19 protein-coding genes are annotated in these 19,008 nt (G+C 70.2%); 12 read left to right on the forward strand and 7 right to left on the reverse strand.

Features of this window, described 5'->3' with window-relative positions; genetic code table 11:
• Positions 1 to 5: 5 nt before the first annotated feature.
• The 6 genes from B1818_RS11470 to B1818_RS11495 all read left to right on the forward strand — a co-directional run bounded on the left by B1818_RS11470 (position 6) and on the right by B1818_RS11495 (position 4,702).
• A complete protein-coding gene (locus B1818_RS11470; RefSeq protein WP_058253067.1) occupies positions 6 to 437 on the forward strand; it encodes a hypothetical protein in 432 nt (143 codons plus the stop codon).
• Positions 437 to 874: an SRPBCC family protein gene (locus B1818_RS11475; RefSeq protein ID WP_058253066.1), complete on the forward strand. Its 438-nt coding sequence runs from the start codon at positions 437 to 439 to the stop codon at positions 872 to 874. The genes B1818_RS11470 and B1818_RS11475 overlap by 1 nt, the downstream gene beginning before the upstream one ends.
• 20 nt (positions 875 to 894) lie before the next feature.
• Entirely contained in the window at positions 895 to 2,124 is a 1,230-nt protein-coding gene (locus B1818_RS11480) for an ArsA-related P-loop ATPase (RefSeq protein ID WP_078112874.1), read from the forward strand.
• A 199-nt stretch (positions 2,125 to 2,323) separates the two neighbouring features.
• Positions 2,324 to 2,830, forward strand: coding sequence for a hypothetical protein (locus tag B1818_RS11485; RefSeq protein ID WP_058253065.1), 507 nt, complete (start codon positions 2,324 to 2,326; stop codon positions 2,828 to 2,830).
• Entirely contained in the window at positions 2,830 to 3,837 is a 1,008-nt protein-coding gene (locus tag B1818_RS11490) for an ROK family protein (RefSeq protein ID WP_058253064.1), read from the forward strand. Before B1818_RS11485 ends, B1818_RS11490 begins: the two co-directional genes overlap by 1 nt.
• Before the next feature lie 154 nt (positions 3,838 to 3,991).
• Positions 3,992 to 4,702 (forward strand): 1-acyl-sn-glycerol-3-phosphate acyltransferase, encoded by a 711-nt coding sequence (locus B1818_RS11495; RefSeq protein ID WP_058253139.1) that lies wholly within the window; start codon positions 3,992 to 3,994, stop codon positions 4,700 to 4,702.
• Between the two features lie 289 nt (positions 4,703 to 4,991).
• On the opposite strand, the gene B1818_RS11500 is transcribed toward B1818_RS11495, so the two are convergent.
• The gene (locus tag B1818_RS11500; RefSeq protein ID WP_078112814.1) at positions 4,992 to 6,563 is read right to left on the reverse strand and encodes a mannosyltransferase; all 1,572 of its coding nucleotides are present in this window, start codon (positions 6,561 to 6,563) and stop codon (positions 4,992 to 4,994) included.
• Between the two features lie 103 nt (positions 6,564 to 6,666).
• On the opposite strand from B1818_RS11500, the gene B1818_RS11505 reads away from it, so the two are divergent.
• Positions 6,667 to 7,149: a polyadenylate-specific 3'-exoribonuclease AS gene (locus B1818_RS11505; protein WP_058251695.1), complete on the forward strand. Its 483-nt coding sequence runs from the start codon at positions 6,667 to 6,669 to the stop codon at positions 7,147 to 7,149.
• A gap of 43 nt (positions 7,150 to 7,192) precedes the next feature.
• A complete protein-coding gene (locus B1818_RS11510; RefSeq protein ID WP_068970557.1) occupies positions 7,193 to 8,584 on the forward strand; it encodes a class II 3-deoxy-7-phosphoheptulonate synthase in 1,392 nt (463 codons plus the stop codon).
• A 12-nt stretch (positions 8,585 to 8,596) separates the two neighbouring features.
• On the opposite strand, the gene B1818_RS11515 is transcribed toward B1818_RS11510, so the two are convergent.
• Entirely contained in the window at positions 8,597 to 9,793 is a 1,197-nt protein-coding gene (locus B1818_RS11515) for a protein kinase (RefSeq protein WP_078112816.1), read from the reverse strand.
• A gap of 152 nt (positions 9,794 to 9,945) precedes the next feature.
• Between B1818_RS11515 and B1818_RS11520 the strand changes: the two genes are divergently transcribed.
• On the forward strand, positions 9,946 to 10,311 hold the full coding sequence (locus B1818_RS11520; RefSeq protein ID WP_058251861.1) for an Rv2175c family DNA-binding protein: 366 nt from the start codon (positions 9,946 to 9,948) through the stop codon (positions 10,309 to 10,311).
• Here B1818_RS11520 and B1818_RS11525 read toward each other — a convergent pair.
• Together B1818_RS11525 and B1818_RS11530 are read right to left on the reverse strand one after the other, a co-directional pair.
• The gene (locus B1818_RS11525; protein WP_242697087.1) at positions 10,280 to 11,911 is read right to left on the reverse strand and encodes an alpha-(1->6)-mannopyranosyltransferase A; all 1,632 of its coding nucleotides are present in this window, start codon (positions 11,909 to 11,911) and stop codon (positions 10,280 to 10,282) included. The genes B1818_RS11520 and B1818_RS11525 overlap by 32 nt on opposite strands.
• A gap of 8 nt (positions 11,912 to 11,919) precedes the next feature.
• On the reverse strand, positions 11,920 to 13,137 hold the full coding sequence (locus B1818_RS11530; protein WP_078112819.1) for a polyprenyl synthetase family protein: 1,218 nt from the start codon (positions 13,135 to 13,137) through the stop codon (positions 11,920 to 11,922).
• Positions 13,138 to 13,148: 11 nt separating this feature from the next.
• Here B1818_RS11530 and B1818_RS11535 point away from each other — a divergent pair, with 11 nt between their 5' ends.
• Positions 13,149 to 14,126, forward strand: a complete 978-nt coding sequence (locus B1818_RS11535) for a methylenetetrahydrofolate reductase (RefSeq protein ID WP_058251700.1) — start codon at positions 13,149 to 13,151, stop codon at positions 14,124 to 14,126.
• Between the two features lie 51 nt (positions 14,127 to 14,177).
• On the opposite strand, the gene B1818_RS11540 is transcribed toward B1818_RS11535, so the two are convergent.
• The 3 genes from B1818_RS11540 to B1818_RS11550 form a co-directional block, all read right to left on the reverse strand.
• A complete protein-coding gene (locus B1818_RS11540) occupies positions 14,178 to 15,143 on the reverse strand; it encodes a DUF3153 domain-containing protein (RefSeq protein WP_078112821.1) in 966 nt (321 codons plus the stop codon).
• Between the two features lie 65 nt (positions 15,144 to 15,208).
• Positions 15,209 to 16,828 carry an NAD(P)/FAD-dependent oxidoreductase gene (locus tag B1818_RS11545; protein ID WP_078112823.1) on the reverse strand — a complete coding sequence of 540 codons (1,620 nt, stop codon included), beginning with the start codon at positions 16,826 to 16,828 and terminating at the stop codon, positions 15,209 to 15,211.
• Between the two features lie 2 nt (positions 16,829 to 16,830).
• A complete protein-coding gene (locus tag B1818_RS11550) occupies positions 16,831 to 17,505 on the reverse strand; it encodes an N-acetyltransferase (protein ID WP_078112824.1) in 675 nt (224 codons plus the stop codon).
• Between the two features lie 365 nt (positions 17,506 to 17,870).
• Here B1818_RS11550 and B1818_RS11555 point away from each other — a divergent pair, with 365 nt between their 5' ends.
• Together B1818_RS11555 and B1818_RS11560 are read left to right on the forward strand one after the other, a co-directional pair.
• On the forward strand, positions 17,871 to 18,344 hold the full coding sequence (locus B1818_RS11555) for an SAV_6107 family HEPN domain-containing protein (RefSeq protein WP_058251704.1): 474 nt from the start codon (positions 17,871 to 17,873) through the stop codon (positions 18,342 to 18,344).
• Positions 18,345 to 18,510: 166 nt separating this feature from the next.
• Positions 18,511 to 18,912 carry a DUF3040 domain-containing protein gene (locus B1818_RS11560; RefSeq protein ID WP_058251705.1) on the forward strand — a complete coding sequence of 134 codons (402 nt, stop codon included), beginning with the start codon at positions 18,511 to 18,513 and terminating at the stop codon, positions 18,910 to 18,912.
• Positions 18,913 to 19,008 lie beyond the last annotated feature (96 nt).

A 19,008-nucleotide genomic window follows, 5' to 3' on the forward strand; every position in this document is an offset into this window, starting at 1 on the left:
AGTATGTGAAGCTAGTGGGCGTGACGAGCATCCAGGTGGCCGACGAGGTCTTCGTCGCCGCGGCGCCGCCGTCGGCGACCGCCGTGATCGGCGACCCCGCCAACTGGCGCCGGTGGTGGCCGGACCTGCGTCTGGCGGTCACCGAGGACCGGGGCGAGCAGGGCGTGCGCTGGCAGGTCGCGGGTCCGGTGTCGGGGACGATGGAGATCTGGAACGAGGCGGTCCTCGACGGCTTCGTGCTCCACTACTTCCTCCACGCCGAACCCACCGGTCCGCTGCCCGACGACCCCCGCACCCGCGCCGACGTGCTGGCCGAGGAGAACAAGCTGCGCCGCGTGACGGGCAAAGAGGTCTCGTTCGAGGTCAAACGACTGCTGGAGAAGGGCCGTGTCGTCGGTGGTCCCGCCGCCGGTCTCGAGTCGGCCGGGATGCGGTGATGGCCGACCACACCGAACGCGACATCGTCATCGGCGCCGACGCCGACGCCATCCTCGCCGTCATCGCCGACTTCGAGCACTACCCGGAGTGGGTGACCGCCGCCCGCGAGGTCGAGGTGCTGCGCACCGATGAAGCCGGCCGCGCCCTCGAGGTCCGGTTCGTGCTCGACGCCGGCGTCCTCCAAGACACGTATGTGCTTGCCTACGAATGGGATCGGAACGCCCCCGCGGTGTCGTGGCGCCTGGTGTCGAGCGATCTGCAGAAGGATCAGCGCGGACGATACGTGCTGACCCAACAGGTCCCGGGATCGACGAAGGTGACCTACGAACTCATGGTCGACCTGCAGGTGCCCATGATCGGGCAGCTGAAGCGGCGAGCCGAGAAGGCGATCACCGATGCCGCGCTGAACGACCTCAAGAAGAGGGTCGAAGGCTGATCGATCTCACACCCATCCACATCGTGCTCGGGCCGGGGGGTTCCGGTGTCTCCGCGGTCGCGGCCGCCGGCGCGACCCAGCGTCCCGGCACCTCCCGGGCGGCCAAGGCCGTGCCCCGGTCGGGCCTGTCGGCAGCCGAATCCGACACGCTCCTCATCACCGTCGACCGCTGGTCGCCGGTTCCCGACTGGGCACGGGTGTACCGCCGGCCCGGCGAGCCCGTCGCGGTGTCCAAATACCTGCACCTGTTGACCCTGGACCGACTGGACCTCACCGAACGCACATGGTCGGCGTTCGTCGAGGTGCTCGAGCACACCGTGAGCCGCAGCAAGACGGCCCTGCCCGGCGTCGGCACCCTGGCCGGGATCGACGCCGCCGAGCTCACCTCGTTGCCCGGGATCGACGATTTCCTGCTCCTGCGCCGTATCCGGGACGAGGCGATCAGCGGCCGGTGGCAGCGGATCGTCGTCGACTGTTCCGGGTGTGGTGACCCACTCCAGTTCCTCCGTGGCGGAGCAGTTCTCAGCCAGGCCCTCAACCGGTTCTGGCCGCGTCACCGACGCCTCGCGATGGCTTCCGAGCGTCCGATGGTCGCGCAACTGACGGCCGCGGTCGACGCCATCGACCGGGACTGCCTCGACATCGCCGAACTGTTCGCCGATCCGCATGCGGTGGCGGTGCACCTCGTTCTCGCCGCCGACGACCGGAGCCGACGACTCACCGGCCACCATCTCGCCGCTGCCGACCTCATGGGCCTGCCGCTGGCCTCGGTCCAGGTCAACGCGGGCGTCGGCGCCGAACCGGCGGCCGAGGTCGCGGACATGGTGCGGGCCGAACTCGCCGGTTCCGACGGTTCGCGTTCCGTCGTCGTCGAGGTGGTCGAGAAATCGCCTGGTGCGATCGATCGCATGGCGCGGCTCCGCAAGCTCTCGGTCTCGTTGCCGGCACCGCACGGCGTCCCCCGGGGTTCGGCGGCGGCCGAGGTCGAGGCGGGCCAGGGGCGCGTGAGCGGAAAGCCGACTGGTCCGGTGTACCGGTTGTCGTGGCCGCAGCGCCTACCGGATCCGGATTCGCTGGCTCTCGGGCGCAGCGGAGACGACCTCCTGGTGACGATTGCGGGGTTCCGCCATCCAGTGCGGCTGCCGTCGGTGCTACGACGTTGCACGGTCGTCGACGCCGACTGGGACGGCACGACCCTGGGCATCGGCTTCGTCCCCGATCCGGCGGTGTGGCCCCGGCCGCAGAACTGAGCCGGTTCCTCGGCCCGGTACGTCGACGCCGCCCAGTTCCCGACGGCCAGGTGGGACGGCGGTGGTGGAATGATCCCGCCCGGGCGGGGTACGTTCGCCAGACCGCACTGTTCGAGACGGCAGGGTACGGTGCCGATGACCCCGACGACAGACACGCGGGTGGGTGTTCGCGCGGGGCCGGGAAAGGGGAAAGTTGGCGATGGGCACGGACGACGAGACGTTCCGGCAGGCCGGTGACGGGTCCGCGGACGGGCGTCGCGACGGACCCGCCGATCCGGTGCGCGACCTGCTGCTCGGACTGGCCGCCCAGATCGACCACCTGGCCGCGCTCTTCGCGCCGGCTCCGCAGTCGGCCACCGCCGGTGGTGCGGATGCAACGGGGACGCGCCCCGGTTTCGCTGCTTTCGCCGACGGTGGTCCGCTCGGGCATGCGCTCTCCGGGGCGTCGGGGGAGATCACCTCGTTGCTCGCCGAGATCGGCGATCTGGTCGCCCGGCTGATCGCGGCGGTCATCGCCGTACTCGAGGCCATCGCCGAGGCGCTGCGTTCGTCGCCGACCTCATCGGCGACACCACGCCAGTACGAACCGATTGCAGTGCGACTCAACGGACCGGCCGCCGGGCGCGAGGCCGGCACACCGCGACGCGGTGATGCCTCACGGCGGGCCACGCCGCCCCCCGGACCCGGCCCCGGGCAGGAGAACTGATGGGCGACCTGACGATCGGCATCGACATCGGCGGCACCAGCGTGCGCGCCTCGGTGGTCGACGACCGGGGGACGATGCTCGACACCCTCCGCGCGCAGACCCCGCCGACCGCGGCCGCGCTCGAACACTGTCTGGACCGGTTGGTCGGCGAACTGACCTCGCGCTGGGACGCGAAGGCCGTCGGGCTCGCGATCGCCGGCTTCCTGACCACCGACCGCAGCATCGTCCGGTTCGCGCCGCATCTGCCCTGGCGCGAGGCGCCGGTCGCCGAGGAGATGACCCGCCGCGTTGGGATCCCGGTCTTCGCCGAACACGACGCCAACGCCGCCGCGGTGGCCGAATGGCGGTTCGGCGCGGCCGCCCGTGGACACAACACCGTCGTCCTCGCGATCGGGACCGGGATCGGCGCCGGGTTCGTGATCGACGGGGAGATCTATCGCGGAAGTTACGGCGTCGCACCGGAACTCGGACATCTGACGATCGTCCCCGACGGGCGCGCCTGTGCCTGTGGCAAACGCGGCTGCTGGGAGCGGTACTGCAGCGGCACAGCACTCGTGGACACCGTGGTCGAGTTGCTCGCCGACGGCGACTGGGGGCGCAGCCAACTCGCCGCCGATGTCGCCGCGGACCCCGGGTCGCTGACCGGCCGTCGGGTCGCCCGCGCGGCCGCCGACGGGGACGCCGTCGCGCTGGCCGCGTTCGCGCGGTTCGCGACGTCGCTCGGCCAGGGGCTCGCGATGATCGCCGACATCTTCGACCCCGACCTCATCGTCCTGGCCGGCGGCGTCGGCGCGGCGTCGGGGCTGTTCCTCGACGAGGCCCGGGAGCACTACGCCCGCCAGGTCACCGGTGCCGGACACCGTCAGCTCGCGCGTATCCGCGGTACCCAGCTCGGCGAGACCGCCGGCGTCGTGGGCGCGGCCGAGGTTGCGCGACAGGCGATCCGGACGGCCGCACGCCCTCTGGCCGACCCGCACCCCGAGACACGGCCGGTCTCCGGGCTCTGAGTGCTCCCGGCGAGACCCCGAGCGGTCCCGGCCGGACGGTAGAGTGCGACGCGGGTAAGGTCTTGGCGTCGGGACACTCCTCGGTTCCGCGGTCTCCGCGGCGCGGTTGTCCGGCGGTGGTCATCGGGTCGGTGTGCGCGGCGAGGAGATTCTCATGTGGTACTGGGCGTTCAAGTACATCTTTCTCGGTCCGATCCTGCGGGTCCTCGGCCGGCCGACGATCGAAGGACACGAGAACATCCCGACCGACGGCCCGGCGATCCTGGCGAGCAATCACCTCGCGGTGATGGACAGCTTCTTCCTGCCGCTGATGGTGGATCGCCGCATCTACTTCCTCGCCAAGAGCGAGTACTTCACCGGTACGGGGCTCAAGGGTGGCTTCCAGCGCTGGTTCTTCACCGCGGTCGGTCAGATCCCCATCGATCGGTCGGGGGCCGAGGCCGCCGAGGGTGCGCTCACCGCGGCACGCCGCCAGCTCGACAAGGGCAAGCTGATGGGGATGTACCCCGAGGGCACCCGATCGCCCGACGGACGCCTCTACAAGGGAAAGACCGGTCTCGCCCGGCTGGCCATGGACACCGGGGTGCCGGTCATCCCCGTCGCGATGATCGACACCCACAAGTTCAACCCGCCGGGCAGTATCCTGCCGCGACCCACTCGGGTGTCGGTGCGCATCGGCAAGCCCTTGGACTTCTCGCGCTACGAGGGCATGGAGGGCAACCGCTACATCGAACGCGCGGTCACCGACGAGATCATGTACGAGCTGATGCAGCTCTCGGGTCAGCAGTACGTCGACGTCTACGCCGCGAGCCTGAAGAACCAGGCCCCGCCGGTCGAGCCCCCGGCGGCCGACGCCGCCGCTTGAGGAAGTCTCTGACCTCCCTCTGCGCCCTGAGATGAGGTGCGAGCGATGCCCTCCCTCTGCTCCCTGAGGAGCGAGCTTGCGAGCGTCACGAAGGGTCCTGGTGAGATGCGGGGCAAACCCTTCGTGACGCGCCCTCCGCAAGCTCCGGGCGCTCCTCAGGGAGCGGTGGTTGGTTGCGCCCCTCCGCAAGCTGCGGCCTCCTAAGGGAGCGGGGTGATGTTCGCAAGCGCTCTTCAGGAGCGTGGTGATGCGCGCAAGCTCGCTTCTCGGCAACGCTCGCCGCAGTCGGTCAGCCGGCGTCGCCGACCCGGGTGCCGTCCAGGACGGCGCACAGCTCTGGTATCCAGTCGCGATCTGCCGGGACGATCTCGGCGGCGTCGAGGTGTCGTAGCTCGTCGGCGGAGAACCAGCGCACGGCGAGGTGCTCGAGCGCGGTCGGAGTCCCCGAGCGCAACCGCGCCACGTAGGCGTGCAGGGTCAGGCCACCGGGCAGCGCGACCGGGGAGCCGACGCCCTCGCCGGCTTCGACCTCGGCTCCGAGTTCCTCGCGGATCTCCCGAACCAGCGCCGCCGCATGGGTTTCCCCCGACTCGACACGACCGCCGGGCAGTTCCCACAGACCGGCGAGTTCGGCCGGACGGGACCGCTGCGCCAGCAGCACGCGGCCGTCGGCGACGATCGCCGCGGCGACGACGTCGCGCGGTCGGGTGTCGCGGGGTTCGTCGCGCGCGGCGCGCGTCGCGATCATCCAGGCGAAGGTGACGAACGTGGCCGCGGGCCACGCGGCCCCGAAGATCGCCTCGAGTGCCGCCGGGGGATGGGGACCGTACTCGATCGTGACCCGGAGCAACCACGGAATCCCGAGGCCCGCGACCACGATCCACATCCCGAGGACCGCCCGCGCGCCCCGGCGCCGCGAACCGGTGCCGTGCACGAGCCAGATTCCCAGCGGGATGATCCACACCCAGTGATGCACCCACGAGATCGGCGACACCAGGAGTCCGAAGAGCTGGACCACCAGCAGGATGCCGAGGGCGTCGGACACCGCACGGCCGGCGAACACCGCCACCACGACCGCGACCAGGACGCCGACCATCCAGATCCAGCCCGACCCCACGTCGAAGCCCACGAAGCGGGACAGGGTGCCACGCAGGCTCTGATTGATCACCGCCTCGACGGGACCGATGCGCTCGGCGTCGCCGAGCAGGGTCCCGTAGTAGGTGCGGGTGACGTCGGGGAAGAGCAGCAGGCAACCGAGGACGGTGAAGACGAAGGCGACCGCGGCGGCCAGGGCGCCCAGGGGTTTGCGGGCGGCGAGATACCAGAGCCCGGAGACCGCCGGGGTGAGCTTGACCCCGGCCATCAGACCGATGAGTGCGCCGCCGGCGAGCACCCCGCGGTCGCTGCGCGCCCAGGTGACCGCCAGCAGGGTGCCCAGCATAAGGAAGACGTTGATCTGGCCGTAGTCCAGCGTGACCCGGACCGGTTCGCACCAGATCGCGGGGGCGGTCCAGAGTGCGGCCACGGAGTAGACGTCGGTCGTCGACCCGCACAGGCGTAAGGCGAGGACGACGCAGGTGTACAGAGCTCCGAACGTCGCGAGCTGCCAGCCGATGGCCACCAGGTCCCATGGCACGAGCGACAACGGGTACAACACGACGGCCGCGAACGGCGGATACGTGAAGGGCAGGGCGAAGTCGGTCTCACCGGCGTAGGTGAAGAGATAGAGCGACCCGTCGGCGAGACCCGCCGAACCGTCGCGGTAAACGTGCAGGTCCACGAAGTTCCTGCCGTTCACGGTCAGCGTGTCCCAGACGAGCCGCGCGATGATCGACGCCGCCAGGAGAGCGGTCGCCAGCACGGACCTGGAGCGCACGAAATACCAGGGTAGACAGCCGGAGGGCGGTATGGCGAAACGGTGCGCGGTGAGCGGGTCGGCACGAGTGTGTGTGAATACTTGACCCATGCGTTTCTTCTACGACTCGGAGTTCATCGAGGACGGCACCACCATCGAGCTGGTCTCGATCGGGGTCGTCGGTGAGGACGGCCGCGAGTTCTACGCGGTGTCGACCGATTTCGACCCCGGCCGGGCGGGGGACTGGGTGCGGGCCAACGTGCTGCCGAAACTGCCCTCGCCGTCGTCGTCCGCGTGGCGGGACCGTCGACGCATCCGGGAAGATCTCCTCGAGTTCCTCACCGCCGACGGCTCCGACATCGAGCTGTGGGCCTGGGTGGGCGCTTACGACCATGTCGTGCTGTGCCAATTGTGGGGTCCCATGACCGCGCTGCCGCGTGAGATCCCGCGGTTCACCCGTGAGCTGCGGCAGCACTGGGAGGCCGCGGGCCGACCGGCGCTGCCGCCCACGCCGTCGGACGCGCACGACGCGCTGAGCGACGCCCGGCACAACCTGCGCCGGTGGGAGGCGATCGAGAAGGCCCGCGTCTGACCCGCGGACGAATCCACGGCCACGTCTCCTCTACCCTGGACGGGTGGTGAACTGGACCGTAGACGTTCCGATCGACGACCTTCCCGAGCTCCCGCCGCTTCCGGGGGATCTCCAGACGCGTTTCGACGACGCGATCAGCCGCCCGGCGGTACAGCAGCCGAGCTGGCCGGCCGACGAGGCGCGCAAGATGCGGACCGTCCTCGAGTCGGTCCCGCCGATCTGTATGCCCGCCGAGGTCCAGACGCTCGCCGCGCAGCTGGCCGACGTCGCCGAGGGGCGTGCATTCCTCCTGCAGGGCGGTGACTGTGCGGAGACGTTCGCCGACAACACCGAACCGCACATCAAGGGCAATATCCGCACGTTGTTGCAGATGGCGGTCGTGCTCACCTACGGCGCCAGCATGCCGGTGGTCAAGGTCGCCCGGATCGCAGGCCAGTACGCCAAGCCGCGATCATCCGACACCGACGCCCTGGGGCTGCCCTCCTACCGCGGCGACATGGTCAACGGATTCGTGGCCGACGCGGCGGTGCGGGCACACGACCCGTCCCGGCTGGTGCGCGCCTACGCGAATGCCGCGGCCGCGATGAACCTGGTCCGCGCCCTCACCCAGGCCGAGGCGGATCTGAGCCGGGTGCACGACTGGAACCGCGAGTTCGTGCGCACGTCACCGGCCGGCGCACGCTACGAGGCCCTGGCGTCCGAGATCGATCGCGGCCTGCGGTTCATGGACGCCTGCGGCGTCACCGATTCGAATCTGAACTCCGCCTCCATCTTCGCCTCGCACGAAGCGCTCGTCCTCGACTACGAACGCGCCATGCTGCGGCTGGCCGACGACCCCGAGGGTGCCGGCAAGGTCCTCTACGACCTCTCCGCCCACTTCCTGTGGATCGGGGAGAGGACCCGCCAGCTCGACGGCGCCCACATCGCGTTCGCGGAGCTCATCAGCAATCCGATCGGCGTCAAGATCGGGCCCACGACGACGCCCGAGCAGGCCGTCGAATACGTCGAGCGTCTCGATCCGCACAACGTGCCCGGGCGACTCACGCTCGTCGCGCGGATGGGCAACGGCAAGGTCCGCGACGTGCTGCCGGCCATCGTCGGCGCCGTCGAGGCGACCGGCCACAAGGTCATCTGGCAGTGCGATCCGATGCACGGCAACACCCATGAGGCGTCGACCGGCTTCAAGACCCGGCACTTCGACCGCATCGTCGACGAGGTGCAGGGGTTCTTCGAGGTGCATCGCGCGTTGGGCAGCCATCCCGGTGGCGTCCACGTCGAGTTGACCGGCGAGGACGTCACCGAATGTCTCGGTGGTGCACAGGAGATCTCGGATCTCGACCTCGGGGGACGCTACGAGACCGCCTGCGATCCGCGGTTGAACACGCAGCAGTCGCTCGAGCTGGCGTTCCTCGTCGCGGAGATGCTGCGTGGCTGAGGGAGCGGGGCGTCAGCCGATCGCCAGGAACGTGCTGCCGACCCAGAAACCGAGGGCGCCGAGGCCGCCGACCAGCACCAGCACGACGACTATCCAGACCAGCGCGCCGAGCCGGCTGCCGCCGATGCGTTCGGGCTCGACGGCCATCGGCCGTGAGGTACGACGGGTCACCGGACGCGGCGCGGAGCCGACGTCGTCGCGCTCGGCCGCAGGTTGCTCCACGGGTGTGGCTGTGTCCGCGGGCCGCGCCGGGCCGGGCACCGACTGGACCCGGGTGTCATGGCCGCCGGGATCGGGGCCCCGGTAGCGCGACACCGTCTGACGCTCGGCCGACCGGCGCGGCGCGGGCACCGTGAACGGCGGGAGGTCGAGTTCGTCGGCGACGGCGAGCAGGGCCCGTTGCATGTCGAAGCCGTCGGCATATCGATCGGCGGGGTCGCGTTCGGTCGCGCGCAGCACGATCTCGTCGAACTCCTCCGGCACCCCCGGGATCACGTCGCCCGGCGCCGGCACGTCGAAGCTGAGTCGCTGGTAGGCGAGGGCCAGGGGTGAGTCGCCCGAGAAAGGTGTTCTGCCCGTGAGGAGTTCGAACATCATCACACCCATGGAGTAGACATCGCTGCGAGCGTCGGCGTGGGTGGACTCGACCTGTTCGGGGGAGAGGTAGGCAGCGGTCCCGAGGATCACGCTGGCCGAGGTCACCCCGGCCTCGGCCACGGCTCGCACCAGTCCGAAGTCCGCGACCTTCACCTCGCCCTCGTCGGAGATGAGCACGTTCTCGGGTTTCACGTCCCGGTGCACCAGACCCGCGGCATGTGCGGTGCCGAGCCCGCCGAGTACCGGCGCGGCCACCGCGACGACGGCATGGGGTGGCATCGGGCCGCGCTCGCGCAACAGTTCGCGCAGGCTGCCCCCGTCGACCAGTTCCATCACCAGGAACGCGATGCCGTCGTCGATGCCCTGGTCGTACACCGAGACGAGCCCGGGATGTTTGAGTCCGGCGACCGCGCGTGCCTCGAACTCGAAGCGGCGCAAGAACTGTGGGTCTCCCGAGTACCGGGAGTCCATCACCTTCACCGCCACGTCGCGTCCCAGCCGCAGGTCGACGGCGAGGTAGACCGCCGACATGCCGCCTCGCGCGATGGGCGCGTCGATCCGGTACCGGTCCTCGAGGACGGTCCCGAGCATCGTGTCGACGGGGGAGTTCACGCTGCCGAATCTACCTGCAGCCCGGGCCGGTCGAGAGCATCGGCACGATGCCGACCGAGGGTGTCGCCGCCGGGGCGTTCGCGGGTCTCGTTCGTCATGTCGTCGCGACCCGACGGTTTCTCCCGCTCCCGACTACCGGCTACCCTTTCGACGTGGGTTCCCTACCGTTGTCGCCTGACACTCTGCCTTCCGACACCGAGTTCCTGTCGATCGACGATGTCGCCGACCGCCTCGGGGTGTCGACCAACCGGGTGCGGACACTCATCCGTGACCATCACCTGCTCGCGGTCTCCCACAACGGATACCCGGCGATTCCGGCGCTCTTCGTGGACGAGGGCGGCGTCGCGAAACACTTCTACGGGCTCGTGGCGGTCCTGATCGACGGCGGTTACACGCGCGACGAGGTGATGGAGTGGCTGTTCACCGAGCAGGAGGATCTCGGACTCCACCCGGCGGCAGCGCTGCACACGGATCTCGCCCGCGAGGTCATCCGCCGGGCGCAGGCCCAGGCTTTCTGAGCGACGCCCCGGCCCCGAACCCCCGGGGTCCGGACTCCCGGTGCTCGGCCTCGGCGCGCCCCGACTCCTCGACGCCCGTCTCCGCGAGGACATCCGACGCGAGAGTGCCCTCGCCGGCCGGGGTCGCGCCCCACGCCCACCTTCCGAACCGGCCCAGCCGCAACGGGTCCCGACGGGTCAGCGACCAGGCCGCGACGCCGGCCAGTGCGGCCGCCAGCGTCACCTCGACAGGTTTGTAGAAGACGATCGCGTCGTCGGGCTGGAACACGATCAGCAGGAACGTCGAGGCACCGACGACCGTGGCCCGCACCCACATCGGCAGGTCGAAGGCCACCGCGATCACCAGCACCCACGTGTAGTACCAGGGCAGCGTCGACGGCTCGAGCAGGAGTACAGCCAGCATCGCCCACGCCATCCCGGCGACCGCGTCCCGCACGTCGTGGCGGTGGCGCCACCAGAGCGCGACCAGCGTGACCGCGAGGACCACCGAACCGATTGCCCGCGTGACCTCCAGCACCGGTTGCAGATTGAGGGCGACGAACGGCGCCGCGACGAGGGTCACGACATGGGCGGCGAGGGTGGGAATGGTGAACCAGTTGATGATGACGTCGGCCCACCCCAGGCCGGTGAGCCAGCCGAGTCCCAAGCCGATCACCAGGGTCCACAGGCCGAACACCGCGACCGCGATCCCGACGATGGATGCGAACACCGTCACCACGTCGCGGACGGTCACCGGTCGCCGGGAACGGATGTGCGACAGCCAGATCCACAAGACGAACGGCAGTGCGATGCCGGCGGTGATCTTGATCGACACCGCGAGCGCCAGGACGGCTGCGCCCACCACGTGCCGGCCGTCGACCACCAGGACGATCCCGGTGACGAGGACGCCCATCATCAGCAGCTCCACGTGCGGTCCCGCCACGAGATGGATCAGGACCAGCGGGTTGAACAGCACCAGCCACAGCCCGGCTTGCGGGGAGGCCCCGAACCGCTCCGCCAATCGGGGTATCGCCCAGAGGGACAGGAAGAGTCCGGGCAGCAGCACCAGCCGGATGGCCAGCACGCCGAGGACGACCTGGTCGCCGGTGATCTCGGTGACGACGCGCAGCATGCCCATGAAGAAGGGGCCGTACGGTGCCGTCGTGGTCGCCCAGACCTGCGCCATGCTGTCGACGAGCGGACCGGGCAGGTGGGCGGGACCGTCGGCATACGGGTCGAAACCGGCGCCGAACACCGCGCCCTGGGCGAGATAGGCGTAGACGTCGCGCGAGTACACCGGCACCGCGACGAGCAGGGGAGCGGTCCACACGAGCACCCATCGGCTCAGCGTCCGCGTCGTCGGCGCGGTGTCGGTGGTGGAGGAGATGATCCGACGCCCCAGCCGGACCCACCCGAACACCATGAGGAACACGCCCAGCCAGAACAGCGTCCCGAAGACGTTCTTGCCGTGCCCGTACGTGATCCAACTCAGACCCAGATCGGAGAGAAGAGCGGAGTTGCGCGGCGGGTCGCCGACCCCGAAGCTGCCGAGACAGACCAGCACGGACCCGATCGCGCCGAGGATCAGATCGCCCCGACCGGCCGTGGCGGCGCCTGTCACGGAAGTGCTCACGCCTGACGGTGCGCGACGCGATCGGCGACCGCGATCAGCTCGGCACGGATGTCGTCGCCGATGTCGGCGGCGTCGAGTGCGGTCAACGCCGACCCCAACAGCTCGTCGATCGAGTTCTCCACCTCGGCCACCGCGCCGAGCTCGACGAACAGGTCTCGCGCGGAACCCAATTCGTCGCTGTCGAGCCGGCGGCCGAAGTAGGAGCGCAACCGCGCGCCGAGGGCCGGGTCGGCCGCATCGGCGCGTTGCAGCGCGATCGCGCGCAGGGCCGTGTGCTTGTCCGAGACCAGATCGTCCCCGGACGGTTTACCCGTGCGTTCGGGATCGCCGAAGACGCCGAGCAGATCGTCGCGGAGCTGGAAGGCGATGCCGAGGTCGTGCCCGATCGCACGCAGCGTCGACACCAGCTGCTCGGACGCACCGGCGAGTCGCGCACCCAGCTCGAGTGGTCGCGCGACGGTGTAGGCGGCGGTTTTGAACTCCATCACCCGGTAGGCGGCCTCGGTCGAGTCGTCGCCGCCGGCCTCGTTCACGATGTCCAGGAACTGGCCGCCGAGCACCTCGGTCCGCATCGCCGCCCACGTCGCGCCCACCTCCGCGGGCAGCGGGTGGTCGCCGTCCCTGCCGGTTGAGCGGTCCCTGCCGGTGGAGCGGTCCCCGCCGGTTGAGCGGTCCCCGCCGGTTGAGCCTGTCGAAACCCCCGGCCGGTGACCGTGGACCAGGTCGTCCGCCCAGGCGAGCGCGAAGTCGCCGGCGAGGATCGCGGCCGCGACCCCGTGGGCGCCGGAGTCCCCGGCCCACTCCGCGCTCGCGTGCCGTGACTCGAACTCCCGGTGCACGGTCGGGTACCCGCGCCGGGTGTCCGACCGGTCGATGATGTCGTCGTGGATCAGGGCGCAGGCCTGCACGAGTTCGAGTGCGGCGCAGACGCGCAGCGCGTCCCGCGGGCCGGGGGCGTCGTCCTCGGCTGCGGCCCCGGCGACGGCACGGTCCGACGACGACGTCCCGCAGCGCCACCCGGCGAAGGCGAAGACCGGTCGGATGCGTTTGCCTCCTCGCAGAACGAACTCCCGGATCAGTTCGGCCGCCTCACCGACCACCGGTGCGGTCGCGGCGGCGGCCGGGACCGCGTCGTCGAAGAAGGCGCGTAATTCGGCCTCGACGGCGCCCGGAACCGCATCGAGCGAGTTGGGCGTGGGGATCGTGGAGGTCACCCTGCCAGGCTATGCGACCTGCTCCGTACACTGTGCGGGTGACCCCAACCGCTCCCGCACCCTCGATCGTCGAACGCCTGTCCGCTCCGCACCGCGGCCCGGTCCCGTTCTCGGTCGAGTTCTTCCCGCCGCGTGACGCCGAGGCCGAGTCCCGGCTGTGGCGGGCGGTGCGCATCTTCGAGCGGTTGTCCCCGGCGTTCGTCTCGATGACCTACGGTGCCGGCGGTTCGACGCGGGATCGCACGGTGCGCATCACCGGTGAGCTCGCCGCACAGACCACGCTGCTGCCGGTGGCCCACCTGACCGCCGTCAATCACAGCGTCGCGGAACTGCGCGCGCTCGTCGGTGCCTACGCCGACCAGGGCATCACCAACATCCTCGCGCTCCGCGGCGATCCGCCCGGCGATCCGCTCGGCGAGTGGGTCGCCCATCCCGACGGCGTCGAGTACGCCGAGCAACTGGTCCGGCTCATCGATACCCTCGGCGACTTCCACGTGGGGGTGGCGTCGTTCCCGGAGACGCATCACCGGTCGCCCGACATCGAACACGACACCCGCACACTCGTCAGCAAGTTGCGGGCCGGGGCCGAGTACTCCATCACCCAGATGTTCTTCGACGTCGAGCACTACCTGCGGCTGCGCGACCGGGTCGCGGCCGCCGACCCCGAGCAGGGACTCAAGCCGATCATCCCGGGCATCATGCCGGTGACGTCGCTGGCCACCGTCCGTCGCATGGTCGAGCTGTCGGGATCGGTGATCCCGCCCGACGTCGAGGAGCGGTTCGCCAAAGCGGCGGGCAACGGCGCCGAGGAGGACCGCGCGTCGGTCCGTGCCGTCGGCATCGACTTCGCCACCGAGATGGCACAGCGACTCGTCGCCGAGGGTGCGCCGTGCCTGCATTTCTGCAGTCTGAATTTCGCCAAGGCCACGACGGAGGTCCTGGGCCGACTCGGCGTGGACGTCGACGCCGCGCTGCACGTCCCGGCCTGAACGGCCGAAGCTGTTCCGCCGGACCGGTGTCGACGCCGGTCCGGCGCGGCATCATGTGCCTGCGGGTGGCTTTCGATCCGCGGGCGGCGTTGCCGATGACGGACCCGACACGGGATCGGCGGCAGCCGCGAGTCCTTCACCCGAGATCGACGAAGGGTTTGTCTTACCCGCCACCGGACGTCCGGGCCGCGGTCCGCGATACCGCTTGGAGTAGGCGATCCGGACGATCACCAGGACGACCACGACGCACAGCAACGCGACGAACCACGACCAACTGCTGACCGCGGCGGTCGCCGGGTCCGGATAGGTGGCATCGGCGCTGAAGTCCGACGGTTCACCCGGAGCGGGGGTCCAGGTCACGGTGGACTCGCCGACCTGCTCGCCGTTCGTCGCGGTCACCGGACCGCCGAAGGTGACGGTCAGCTGCACGTAGTCGCGGTCCGGGACCAGCTCGGTCAGATCGGCGTCGCCGCGGAACCGCACCACCTCCCCGCTGCGCTTGGCGGTGAGGTCCATCGTCAGCGAGGTGTCGCCGTAGGCGTCGGCCACGATGTCGCCCAGCTGGGCGAACTGTCCCGCGGTGAGATCGCTGAACGACGCCCGCGTTCCGACGCGCGTGGCGGGATCGTCCTCGGAGGGGTTCTCGTCCGCGCCGGCCTCGTCGTTTCCGGCGGACTCGGAGGGGGAGGGGGAATCCGCCGTGTTCTCGGGTCCGGCGCCCGGAGACGACGGCGCCTCGGGACGATCGGGCACCTGTTTGTAGTCGGTCACCGAGACCTGCCCCACCATCGACTCGGGGAGGTCGAACTGCGGTGTCCCGCGCGGATTGTCCGGGGTGGTCGCCACGACGACGCTCCCCGAGTAGCGATCTCCCACCGTCGTCGACCGTTCGAGACAACCGGCCATCAGCGGGGAGAGGGCGACGAGAGCGACGGCCACCGCGGACGGCAACAGGCGCCGGGCTCGGCGGGACCCGGGCGCACCCGGTACGGGATTCGACGAACGCACGGTGCTCATCGTGCCAGACCCCGGCCGGACCGCGGGGCACCCGTCACACCGCGCCGCGTCGGGTGTCGGCGGTGTCAGGGCCGACGGCCGAGACCCCGACGCCCGCGTCGCAGCGCCAGGTGGGCGGCGATGTAACCGCTCGCGCCGGTGACACCTCCGCCGGGGTGAGTCGACGCTCCGGCGAGGAGCAGGCCGTCGGCACCGGGGACGCGGTGTCCGGCGAGGTCGGGGGTGGGACGCCACATGAACATCTGGTCGATGGACATCTCGACATGCATGATGTTGCCGCCGATCAGGCCCAGCTCATCGGCCAGATCTCGCGGCGTCTGGACGTACCGATGCGCGACCGACTCCGCGAAACCGGGCGCGTGGCGGTCCACCTCGTCGACGACGGCCTTCGCGGCGCGGTCCGCCGCGGCCGGCCAGTCGCCGTCGGCCAGCCGGTACGGATGCCACTGTGCCCAGAGATTGATGACGGAGCGGCCCGGGGGCGCGAGCGTCGGATCGATCGCCGAATAGCTCATCGCGACCACGGCCGGGCGCGGCGGGAGCTCGCCCACCGACGCCGCGGCATGGGCTCGGGTGAGGTGGGCGCGGTCGGTGACCAGCAGTCCGAGAGCCGAATGGACGCCGTGCTCGGGCAGGTCGCCGGGCAGCCCCCGGTAGTCGGGCAGGCCGGTCGTCCCCAGGCGAACCGCCATCCCGATCCCGCTGCCCACGACGATGGCGCGTCGCCAGCGGTCGATGACGCCCGCGTCGAAACCGCCGGCGGCGAGGAGGTCGAGCGTGGTGAGCACGTGGCAGGCGTGGATGACTGTTGCGGCACAACGGGATTGACCCGTGCCGGTGAGCACCCGCCAGTGGTCGCCGCAGCGGGCGACGGAGACCGCGGGGTCGCCGCAGGAGACACGGCCGCCGTCCTGGTGGATTCGGTGCACGAGGGCCTCGGTGAGGGCGCCGCTGCCCCCGATCGCGCGTCCGGGCGGGATTCGGTGCATGAGTGCGGCGAATCCGATCATCGGCGCCGTGCCCGGTGCGCTCATGGGCGGTCCGGACTGGGCGCCGAACCACGCGAGTCCGGCCTTGAGCTGTTCGGACTCGAAATACTCGTCGAGGAGGGAATCGCCGGAGGCCATCAACTCGGCGGTCAGGTTCAGCACCCGGCCGCCGCGCCGGCCGAACAACCCCGTGCGTGCCGTGGCGGCGGTGCCGCCGAGCCCGCCGAAGGCCCGGCCGAATTTCCCCATCGTCGCGGGTTGGTAGAACGCATCCATGACCGCCCGCGCCCGCGGCGTCCACGTCTCCACGAACCGTCGATATGCGGCGGCATCGGCTGCACCGCAGGCGTTCTCGATGGAAGCACACGTCGCGTCGAGGTCGGTGCGGAAGACGATCGGCGGGGCGGTCGCGGTGGCCGGGACGAACGCCCACGGATCGCAGTCGACGTAGCGCAGGCCGTGCGCGGCGAGGTCGAGGTCGTCGAGGACGGGGGAGTGACGGATCATCAGATGCGACGACGACCCCCGGTCGACCCGATGGCCGGGGAACCGTTCGACGGTGGAGACCGCGCCGCCGGGGATGTCGTCCCGCTCGAGTACCTCCACATCCCGTCCGGCCTGTGCCAGGTAGGCCGCGGCGATCAGGCCGTTGTGGCCCGCGCCGATGACGACGGCGTCACGCCGGGTGCCGTGCATCGTCAGCTCCCGGTACCGGCGCGGCGGGCGGCGGCCGGGGGTTGCAGTTTCAGGGGGAGCGGACGGCCGAGGAACGCGAACGGACGCGGATCGCCGGTGAAGGTGAAGTGGCGCAGGACGTCGGTGAAACCCATCCGCCGGTACAACGACCACGCGCGGTTGTCCTCGGCGGGGATCTCCGGGGTCGACAGCAGCACATGGCGTTCGGGCCGATCGGCCAGCAGCCGGGCGAGGAGCGCCTGTCCGATCCCACGGCCCTGGGCGGTCGGGTGGACGTGCAGCTCGGTGAGCTCGAAGTAATCGCGCGCGATCGCCTCGACCGTCTCGGGCGGTCGGCCCGTCTGGCGGAGTCCGAGCCGCAGCTGCTGGTTCCACCACTGACCGGTCGCGCCGGTGTAGCCGTAGGCGATGCCGACGAGCAGGTCGTCGGGTCCGAAGCCGACCGGTGGACCGACCCGGCGCCGCGCGGCCGGCATGGTCCGCGCCTCGTATGGGGTCACCGTCTCGACCGCGCCCACCGCACGCCATCCGGGCCGCGCGATGTGTTCGCGCCAGAGCCCGGCCCGATGGATCTCCGTACCGCGCGGATAATTCATCGCGGTCACGTAGATCTCCAGGGCCGGCTCGAGCCAGGCCCGGGCGTCCTGGCCACTCAGGCTCACCAGGCGGATGGTCAACGGATTTCCGTTCTCTGCATCGTTCGTCCTGCGTCGTCGACCTGCGGACGAGGTCGGCTGCCGCTGGGGCGGGCCGCCCTCTGCCGGGGGCATCGCGTCGCAGGCCACTTCCGGGAATTGTCCTATCGATGATGCACACTCGGCAGGAATCGGCCCGCAGGTGGTGGCGTTGTACTCCCCGGCGGGGGTTTCGGGTCACAGATGTCTTGAACGCCGACGCCGGGATAGCTATATTGAACGTGTCGAACGGATGTTCGATGAATGTGCCTCCGCAAGCTGTTCGCGTTCATCCGACGACACGGTCCGGCGGCGGACGAGGGAAGCGTCTGCCGCCGGACACAGCCCATACGCACGAGGAGGACGACATGGCCAGACACCGCAGCGCCACGGCTCTCACCCACGCGGCGCCCGTCGACCCGGTGATGGTCGGTCGAGCGCGCGATCTCCTCGAGCGCGCACACGTGCTCTTCGACAATGCCGACGGCGTCGACGACGACGTCGAGCGGTTCCGCCAGCTGTACCTCGTCGCACTCCGCGCCTCGGGCGCGGCCCTTGCCGTGCACGAACCGGTCGGGACCGTGCGGCGCAGGACGTCGAACGCCTGGACCCGCATCGGTGTGGTCGCCCCCGAGCTGGCGCCGATCGCCGCCCGGTTCGCCGCGCTGTCGCCGGTTCGGATGAAGATCGAGTCCGGGATCATCCGCACGATCGACCCCGACAGCGTCGCCGGCATGCGGCTGCTCGTCCTCGACTTCCTGCGTCGGGTCGAGACGATGGTCATCGCCTACGAGCAAGGAAAACTCGGTGCCGAAGCGCCGCAGATCGGCGCGACGGCGTGAATCCGGCCACACTTTGCGGTTTCTGGCACCGCCCGGTCATCGGCAACAGCGAGTAATGGTGGTCGCGGTCGATTTCACCTCGTATCATGGGACGATATAGGCGCAGACGCCTTTCCGGTCGCGGGTGACCTTCGTCGGCGTCACGGATCAGTGAGAAGGAGGGTCGGTGCCACTTTCGGAGCACGAGCAACGCATGCTCGAACAGATCGAGAGCGCGCTGTACGCGGAAGACCCCAAGTTTGCGTCCAGTGTCAAGCGTCGGCGCCTTGGGAAGTCGAGCGGTCGTCGTCGCCTGCAGGCGGCAGCGGCCTTCGTCGTCGGCCTGGTGATGCTGGTCGGCGGACTCATCGTCAACATCAACATCGGCGGATTCCCGATCGTGAGCCTCCTGGGCTTCCTGGTGATGTTCGGGGCCGGCCTCTTCGCACTCTGGGGAGACAACAACACCGCCGAGGCGGGCTCGTCGTCGACCAGGTCCGGCAAGAAGCAATCGGGGTCGTCCGGCGCCAAGCGCAAGCTGTCGGAACGCATGGAGGAGCGATTCAATCGCCGGTTCGAGCAGGAGTGATCCGCTGATCCCGACTCCGCGTTCGTCGATCGGCTGACCGACTCCCGCAACTTCGCATACGACTGAGCCGCGTGCCTTCGGGCACGCGGCTCTTTC

This window comes from Gordonia sp. IITR100 (assembly GCF_002009645.1).
GTDB classification, from domain to species: domain Bacteria; phylum Actinomycetota; class Actinomycetes; order Mycobacteriales; family Mycobacteriaceae; genus Gordonia; species Gordonia hongkongensis.